This is a genomic window from Yoonia sp., assembly GCF_030731595.1.
Classification (GTDB): domain Bacteria; phylum Pseudomonadota; class Alphaproteobacteria; order Rhodobacterales; family Rhodobacteraceae; genus Yoonia.
Genome location: NZ_JANQTS010000116.1, coordinates 3,083 through 10,756 on the forward strand (window position 1 = coordinate 3,083; position 7,674 = coordinate 10,756).

General features: G+C 59.2%; 9 protein-coding genes. 7 read left to right on the plus strand and 2 right to left on the minus strand.

The window, feature by feature from the left end; genetic code table 11:
• Window positions 1–112: 112 nt before the first annotated feature.
• Both NWQ23_RS14220 and NWQ23_RS14225 read right to left on the minus strand, forming a co-directional pair.
• A complete protein-coding gene (locus NWQ23_RS14220; RefSeq protein WP_306167050.1) occupies window positions 113–448 on the minus strand; it encodes a hypothetical protein in 336 nt (111 codons plus the stop codon).
• Window positions 449–451: 3 nt separating this feature from the next.
• Window positions 452–778, minus strand: coding sequence for an iron-sulfur cluster assembly accessory protein (locus NWQ23_RS14225; protein ID WP_306167051.1), 327 nt, complete (start codon window positions 776–778; stop codon window positions 452–454).
• Between the two features lie 74 nt (window positions 779–852).
• On the opposite strand from NWQ23_RS14225, the gene NWQ23_RS14230 reads away from it, so the two are divergent.
• From NWQ23_RS14230 to NWQ23_RS14260, 7 genes are all read left to right on the plus strand, one after another.
• Complete coding sequence (locus NWQ23_RS14230; RefSeq protein WP_306167052.1) at window positions 853–2,025, plus strand: deoxyguanosinetriphosphate triphosphohydrolase; 1,173 nt, start codon at window positions 853–855, stop codon at window positions 2,023–2,025.
• A 107-nt stretch (window positions 2,026–2,132) separates the two neighbouring features.
• The gene (gene argS / locus NWQ23_RS14235) at window positions 2,133–3,872 is read left to right on the plus strand and encodes an arginine--tRNA ligase (protein WP_306167053.1); all 1,740 of its coding nucleotides are present in this window, start codon (window positions 2,133–2,135) and stop codon (window positions 3,870–3,872) included.
• 73 nt (window positions 3,873–3,945) lie between these two features.
• Entirely contained in the window at window positions 3,946–4,857 is a 912-nt protein-coding gene (locus tag NWQ23_RS14240) for an SPOR domain-containing protein (protein WP_306167054.1), read from the plus strand.
• A 6-nt stretch (window positions 4,858–4,863) separates the two neighbouring features.
• On the plus strand, window positions 4,864–5,847 hold the full coding sequence (locus NWQ23_RS14245) for a glycoside hydrolase family 3 N-terminal domain-containing protein (RefSeq protein WP_306167055.1): 984 nt from the start codon (window positions 4,864–4,866) through the stop codon (window positions 5,845–5,847).
• Window positions 5,848–5,853: 6 nt separating this feature from the next.
• Window positions 5,854–6,648 (plus strand): ScpA family protein, encoded by a 795-nt coding sequence (locus tag NWQ23_RS14250; protein WP_306167056.1) that lies wholly within the window; start codon window positions 5,854–5,856, stop codon window positions 6,646–6,648.
• Window positions 6,641–7,288, plus strand: coding sequence for an SMC-Scp complex subunit ScpB (gene scpB, locus NWQ23_RS14255; RefSeq protein ID WP_306167057.1), 648 nt, complete (start codon window positions 6,641–6,643; stop codon window positions 7,286–7,288). Before NWQ23_RS14250 ends, scpB begins: the two co-directional genes overlap by 8 nt.
• Before the next feature lie 44 nt (window positions 7,289–7,332).
• A complete protein-coding gene (locus NWQ23_RS14260) occupies window positions 7,333–7,533 on the plus strand; it encodes a hypothetical protein (RefSeq protein ID WP_306167058.1) in 201 nt (66 codons plus the stop codon).
• Window positions 7,534–7,674: the final 141 nt, after the last annotated feature.

Sequence of the window (7,674 nt, forward strand, 5' to 3'; positions counted from 1 at the left end):
TCAGCGCTTCGATCCGGGCTTTGACGCCATTGATGTTGAATGTCGCGATTTTCATATGACGGCCTCATTCTCAAACCCGTGTCCTAGACGACCCGATCCAACACAACCAATGTCACAGGTCACGTAGTTTGACCATCCGTTTGGGGGCAACATTGCGCCATCGCCGTTCGATCAGTGGAGCGATATCCGACAGGGTCGTCCTCCCGAGCCTGGCCAGTACGATATCGTACGCAAGGTAATGCTGTTCGACAAAATAAACTTGCGGCGCAACCGAAAGAAGCATTTCCCGTTCCGGCTCAGGTATATCAAGCAAAACGATGCTTTCATCTGCCTGACGCAACCGTGTGATAAGGCTTTTGCGGAATTTCAGTGATGGTTCGTTGTAAGAAATTGCACGTGACACTTCGGGAAAGCTCAGCGCAAATTTGCAAACCTCATCCCAAGTCATCTTCTACATCGAAAAGGACGTGCCACACCCACACGACGATGTCGCATTGGGATTATTGATCACAAACCGCGCGCCGATCAGTTCTTCACTGAAATCAATCACAGCGTCCGCAAGGAAGGGCAGGGAGATGCTGTCGATCACGACTTTCTCGCCATTTTCGGACAGGACCAGATCATCGTCTTTGGCCTCGTCCAGATCAATTTCGTACTGAAAGCCCGAACAGCCGCCACCCTCAACCGCGATGCGCAGGGCCTTGCCTTGGGCCGAGGCGCCGATTTCGGCAAGCCGCTCGAATGCGCGCGTGGTGACTTTGGGTGGGACGGTAAACATGTGCAGCCCTATCAGTTCTGTTACAGTTGCAATATAGGGATGCTAGGCAAAAGCGACAAGACAGGCAAATCACGATGGCAGCGCCCTATGCAACCGATCCTGCGCATGCGCGGGGGCGGCTTTATCCGGAAGAAGAAAGCGCCTTCCGCTCGCCCTTTCAGCGCGACAGGGACAGGATCATTCACGCCAGCGCCTTTCGGCGGCTGAAACACAAGACCCAAGTGTTCATCGAACACGAAGGCGATTATTTCCGCACGCGGCTGACCCATTCCATCGAGGTGGCGCAAGTGGCGCGCACGGTGGCAGCCGCTCTTGATCTGAACGTGGAACTGACCGAAGCCGTCGCCTTGGCCCATGATCTGGGCCACACGCCCTTTGGCCACACCGGAGAAGAGGCGCTGGATGCGCTGATGAAACCCTACGGCGGCTTTGACCACAACGCCCAGGCCCTGCGGATCGTGACCAATCTGGAACGGCACTATGCGGAATGGGACGGGCTGAACCTGACATGGGAAAGCCTTGAAGGGATCGCCAAGCACAATGGCCCCGTGACAGGCGATATCCCTTGGGCGCTGGCCGAATACAACGCGCGCCACGATCTGGAACTGCACACCCACGCCAGTGCCGAGGCACAGGCGGCGGCTTTGGCCGATGACATCGCCTATAACAACCACGATCTGCATGACGGGCTGCGGGCCGAGTTGTTCAGCACGGACGAATTGGCCGAAATGCCGATCCTGCGCGACTGTTTTGCGCGGGTGGATGCGAAATACCCCGATCTGAACTATTACCGCCGCAGGCACGAGGCGCTGCGCCGGTTCTTTGGTGTGCTGGTCGAAGACGTGATCGCCGTCAGCCGGGCCAATCTGGCCGACTCTGCGCCGACATCTGTGCAAGACGTCCGCCATGCAGGGCGGATGATGGTGCAGTTCTCGCCCGCGCTCTGGACCGATCTGAAGGTTATCCGGCAGTTTCTGTTCGAACGGATGTACCGCGCGCCCGCGGTGGTCGAGATGCGGGTGGTGGTGACGAACATGATCAACGACCTGTTTCCGTTTTTCATGGAAAACACCGACGAATTGCCCAAACAATGGCGCAAGGATGTGGCAGATGCACCGGACAAGACAGCGCTGGCGCGCATCGTGTCCGACTATATCGCCGGCATGACAGACCGCTTTGCCATACAAGAACACAAGCGCCTGATCGGCGGCGAGGATATTCCGGCGGGTGTGATCGACGGAAACTGAGGGCTGTGAAATCCTGAACAGGATTTGCGGCAGACTTTTTCCAAAAGTCTGCTTGCCCCTTTGGATGCAGGTGGTAAACCCGAACGGATGTTAATTCTGGAACAAAAATGAACCTCTTCGCCGATATCCGCACCCGTGTTCTGGCCTGCCTTGACCAAATGGTCACCGAAGGCACGCTGCCTGAAGGTCTTGCCATGCATGCCGTGACGGTAGAGCCGCCGCGCGATGCAGCGCACGGCGATATGGCGACGAATGCCGCGATGGTGCTGGCGAAACCTGCGGGCATGAACCCCCGCGTGATTGCAGAGGCGCTGGCCGCCAAGCTGCTGGCGGACCCGCAAATCGCGCTGGCCGAGGTGGCAGGTCCCGGTTTTCTGAACATGCGGCTGGTGCCAGAGGTCTGGCAGGGCGTGGTCAAAGCTGTGTTGAGCGATCCCGCCTACGGTCAATCCACGCTGGGGCAGGGCCAGAAGATGCTGGTCGAATATGTCTCGGCCAACCCCACTGGGCCGCTGCATGTGGGCCATACCCGCGGCGCTGTCTTTGGCGATGCGCTGGCGCGGCTTCTGGATTACGCGGGCTTTGACGTCACAAAGGAATATTACATCAACGATGGCGGCGCGCAGGTCGATGTACTCGCGCGGTCGGTCTATCTGCGCTATCTGGAGGCCCATGGCCAAGAGGTCGCGTTCCCTGATGGCACCTATCCGGGGGACTATCTGATCCCTGTCGGTGAAGCGCTGAAGGCCAAGGTTGGCGATGCCTATGTCGACAAGGGCGAGCAATTCTGGCTGGATGATGTCCGCAGTTTTGCAACCGACGCGATGATGGACCTGATCCGCGAGGATCTGGCCCAGCTTGGCGTGACGATGGACAGCTTCTATTCGGAAAAATCGCTTTACGGCACAGGCTTGATCGAAAAAGCGATCGCTGAACTGGATGCCAAGGGGTTGATCTATCGCGGCGTGCTCGAACCCCCCAAAGGCAAGATGCCAGAAGACTGGGAACCGCGCGAGCAAACCCTTTTCAAATCGACCGCACATGGCGACGACGTCGACCGGCCTGTACAGAAATCCGACGGGTCATGGACCTATTTCGCGCCTGACATCGCCTATCACTATGACAAGGTGCAGCGCGGCTTTGACCAGTTGATCGACGTTTTCGGGGCGGACCACGGCGGCTATGTCAAACGGATGAAGGCGGCGGTCTCGGCGCTCTCTGACGGGCGTGTGCCGCTGGATATCAAGCTGACGCAACTGGTGAAGCTTTACAAGAACGGCGAGCCCTTCAAGATGTCCAAGCGGGCAGGGACCTTTATCACCCTGCGCGATGTGGTCGATCAGGTCGGCACGAACGTGACGCGCTTCCATATGCTCACGCGCAAGAACGACGCGCCGCTGGATTTCGATTTCGCCAAGGTCCTCGAACAATCCAAGGACAACCCGGTCTTTTACGTCAACTACGCCTATGCGCGGGTGAACTCGGCTGTGGGCAAAGCGGCGGCCTTTGTGGATGTGTCCGACACCACCTTGGCGGGCGTGGACCTGTCCGGCCTGACCCATGAAGCGGAACTGACGCTAATCAAAAAGCTGGCCGAATGGCCACGTCTGGTCGAGATCGCGGCAAAAGGACACGAGCCGCACAGAATAGCATTTTACCTCTACGATCTGGCCTCTGATTTCCACGCGCTTTACCATCAGGGCAGCCTGGATGAGGCGCTTCGCTTCGTTCAAGAGGGTGACTCAGATACCACACAGGCGAAAATTGCCCTTATTCGGGCCGTAGCGATTGTTATTTTGCACGGTTTGGGTATTCTTGGGGTCACGCCGGCGGAAGAGATGCGATAACGCACAGACTGCCGGTGCGAGCTGAAGAAAACGACCCCGCAAGCCATAAGGCATGGGGCGCTGTGAGGCAAAAATGGCAGTTTACGATGAGGGGTTCGCCCCGTCTGCGGGCAAACCGCGTGTTACAAACCTAGTGAATTATGCAGGGGCCGCCTTGTCGCTGGCCCTGATCCTTGGCGTCGGCTTCTGGGGTTACAAGCTGATCATGCGCGACGTGACCGGCATTCCTGTGGTCCGCGCCATGGAAGGCGATATGCGTGTGCTGCCCGACAATCCGGGTGGCGATGTAGCGCTACATACCGGTTTGGCCGTGAACGAAGTGGCCGCCTTGGGCGAGGCCGGTGGACCCGAAGACCGTTTGGTTCTCGCGCCACGCACCGCTGGCTTGACGCCTGAAGACCTCGAAGCCCAACCGATGGCCGATGCCATGACATCAGTGGTGTCAGAGACGCCAAGCCCCGCAATGTCTGATGTGGAAGACGAAGTTGATCTGGCGCCGATTGCGCAGGACGACGTGGCCGCATTGGCTGCCCAGTTGGCCAGCCTGAGCGGAACACCGGTTGCACCGGCAGACGATATTGCCGCAACTGATCAGGTGCTTCCCGCCACGGTACCGGGTCTGGCGACCTCTTTGCGTCCCGTGTTGCGGCCTGCAAGCTTGCGACTGACCGCTCCGGCTGCGCCCGCTTCCGCCGGGACTGATGAGGTTTCCGTCACTACCGCAACTTTCCCTGTGGGTACAAACCTTGTGCAACTGGGCGCATTCCAGACACCGACACTCGCCGCCCAAGAATGGGACCGTCTGGTAGCCCGTTTTGGCCAACTGATGAACGGGCGCGAACGTGTCATTCAGGTCAGCAACCAAAGCAGCGCCACATGGTACCGCCTGCGCGCCAGCGGCTTTGAAGACCGCGACGAGGCCCGCAGGCTGTGCGCGGCCCTGCAAGCCGAAGGTGCCGAGTGTATCGCGGTGGTGGTCAACTAAGTGCCTATGAACGCAACGATTTTCGGTCCCGAAGGGCCGGAGATCACAGCTTGGGAACGCGATTTTTTTCGGGAAACCCAGCCGCTTGGCTTCATCGTCTTTGCCCGAAATATCGACACACCTGAACAGTTGCGCCGCCTGACTGCCGATCTGCGGACGGCTGTGGGCCGCAATGCCCCGATCCTGATTGATCAGGAAGGTGGCAGGGTCCAGCGGATGCGCAGCCCCCATTGGCGCGACTATCTGCCCGCCCTTGACCAGATGGACCGCGCCCGCGACCCGCTGCGCGCGCAGTGGATCAGGAACCGCCTGATCGCGGCAGAACTGCATGATGTCGGTATTGATGTGAACTGCGCACCCCTTGCCGATATCGCCGAAGACGCGACCCATCCATTCTTGCAAAACCGGCTTTATGGGCGCGATGTGGCTTCTGTCGTGGCTGCGGCGCGGGTTTGCGCCGATGCGCATCTGGCGGGTGGTGTATTGCCGGTGCTGAAACATATTCCCGGCCACGGGCGGGCGACGACCGACAGCCATCTGCGCCTGCCACAGGTGGACGCACCGCGTGCGGAACTGGACGCGCTGGATTTTGCCCCCTTCAAGGCGCTTCACGATCTGCCGATGGGCATGTCGGCCCATATCGTCTTTTCCGCGATCGACCCCGACGCGCCTGCCACAACCTCGCCTAAGATGATCAAGGTCATCCGCGAAGATATTGGTTTTGAAGGGCTTTTGATGACGGATGATCTGTCGATGGAGGCGCTTTCGGGTACAGTGGCCGAACGCGCGACCGCCGCGATCACCGCAGGTTGCGACGTGATCCTGCATTGCAACGGAAACCCCGATGAGATGCAGTCGGTGGCCCATGCCGCCGGAGAGATGACACCAGCGGCCATCGCCCGCGCAAAACATGCGCTCGATCAGCGAAAAACCCCTGAAAACATTGACATCCCCAGTCTAGAAGCCGAATTTGAAACGCTACTAGGCTGAGGGCAGATGCAGGGCGAAGAGTTTCAGGAAGACACGATGAGTGTCAGCGCACGTGTTGCCGCCGAGGCGCTGATCGTTGATGTCGGCGCCTTTGAAGGCCCGCTTGATCTTTTGCTCACGCTGTCGCGGACCCAAAAGGTGGACCTGCGCAAGATTTCCATTCTGGCGCTGGCCCAGCAATATCTGGCCTTTGTGGAACAGGCCAAAAGGCTGCGCTTGGAACTGGCCGCAGATTATCTGGTCATGGCCGCTTGGCTGGCGTTTCTCAAATCCCGCCTGCTTTTGCCGCCGGACCCGTCAGAAGAGGGGCCATCGGGCGAAGAATTGGCCGCCCACCTCGCATTCCAGTTGGAACGCCTGGAAGCGATGCGCAATGCTGCCGCCCAGCTGATGGCGCGCGACCAGTTGGGGCGGGATTTCTTTGCCCGTGGCATCACCGAAGACGTGCAGCGTGTGCGTCGTGTGACCTTTACCGCCACGCTGCTGGACCTGATGCAGGGCTATGCCCGCATCCGCACCCGCGACGATTTCCGCCCCTTTGTGCTGGACCGCCAGCATGTGATGACGATGGAACAGGCGCTGGAACGGATGCGCGGGCTGATCGGCTTTGCTGGTGACTGGACCGAGTTTTCCAGTTACCTGCCCGAAGGCTGGGACGTTGACCCGCAGCGCCGCCGCTCGACCACGGCCGCCACCTTTGCGGCCTCGCTTGAACTGGCCAAAGAGGGCAAGATCGAAATCCGGCAGGGCGAGATGTTTGCCCCCATCCAAATCCGCAAAAAGGCCCCTCGTGATGAGTAAAGACGCAAAGCCCGCCAACGACAGCCTGTTCGAAGCCCCGCCTATGGGCGAGCAGGAACGCATGGTCGAGGCGATCTTGTTTGCCACGGCTGACCCTGTGACGGTCACGGAACTGATCGGGCGGATGCCGCACGGCTGCGACCCCGCAGAGGCTTTGGCCCATTTGCGCAAGCGCTATGAAGGGCGGGGCGTGAATATCGTCAAGATCGGCGATGCATGGGCCATTCGGACGGCCCCCGATCTGGGCTTTCTGATGCAAAAGGAAACGGTTGAGACCCGCAAGCTAAGCCGCGCCGCGATCGAGACCTTGGCCATCGTCGCCTACCATCAGCCCGTCACCCGCGCCGAGATCGAAGAAATTCGCGGTGTGAGTGTCAGCCGTGGCACCGTGGACCAGTTGATCGAGATGGAGTGGATCCGCTTTGGCCGTCGCAAGATGACACCGGGGCGGCCTGTGACCTTTGTGGTGACGCAGTCTTTTCTGGATCACTTCGGGCTGGAAAGCGCCCGCGATCTGCCGGGCCTCAAAGACCTGCGTGCTGCGGGACTGCTCGAGAACCGGCCACCGCCCGGTACGCCCTTGGGCGAGGTTGAAGATCACGACGACGATGACGATCAATCAGAATTGTTTGAAGATTAATCCGCGCGTCCTATCTTCATGCGAAAGCAGGAGGGAGTTTTCCGATGAATATGAACCGACTGATCAACATGGGTGTCCGCATGCTCATGAACAAAGGTATCAACAAAGGGATTTCGCTGGCGGCCAGCCGTGGCAAACGGCCCGAGGATATGTCGCCAGACGAACGGCAATCCGCCAAAGCCGTGCAAGGCAATGCCCAGAAAGCGCGGCGCAGTCTGGGAATGCTCCGGCGGTTCATGCGCTAGGCACGCACAGCATTGGTCTTGACGGCAGTGAGACGCAAACCTTGCACTAGGCTGCCGCGAATGCCCGATTTTAGCCCAATCTTCCTGATGCTGCAAAGCAGAAAGGGTGCATATTTCTGCCAAAATATGAGTCCATAAGAT

Excerpts from the sequence above, each read along its gene's own strand:
- NWQ23_RS14220 (WP_306167050.1), bottom strand. The coding sequence starts at position 448 with ATGACTTGGGATGAGGTTTGCAAATTTGCGCTGAGCTTTCCCGAAGTG.
- NWQ23_RS14225 (WP_306167051.1), bottom strand. The coding sequence starts at position 778 with ATGTTTACCGTCCCACCCAAAGTCACCACGCGCGCATTCGAGCGGCTT.
- NWQ23_RS14230 (WP_306167052.1), top strand. The coding sequence starts at position 853 with ATGGCAGCGCCCTATGCAACCGATCCTGCGCATGCGCGGGGGCGGCTT.
- argS (WP_306167053.1), top strand. The coding sequence starts at position 2,133 with ATGAACCTCTTCGCCGATATCCGCACCCGTGTTCTGGCCTGCCTTGAC.
- NWQ23_RS14240 (WP_306167054.1), top strand. The coding sequence starts at position 3,946 with ATGGCAGTTTACGATGAGGGGTTCGCCCCGTCTGCGGGCAAACCGCGT.
- NWQ23_RS14245 (WP_306167055.1), top strand. The coding sequence starts at position 4,864 with ATGAACGCAACGATTTTCGGTCCCGAAGGGCCGGAGATCACAGCTTGG.
- NWQ23_RS14250 (WP_306167056.1), top strand. The coding sequence starts at position 5,854 with ATGCAGGGCGAAGAGTTTCAGGAAGACACGATGAGTGTCAGCGCACGT.
- scpB (WP_306167057.1), top strand. The coding sequence starts at position 6,641 with ATGAGTAAAGACGCAAAGCCCGCCAACGACAGCCTGTTCGAAGCCCCG.
- NWQ23_RS14260 (WP_306167058.1), top strand. The coding sequence starts at position 7,333 with ATGAATATGAACCGACTGATCAACATGGGTGTCCGCATGCTCATGAAC.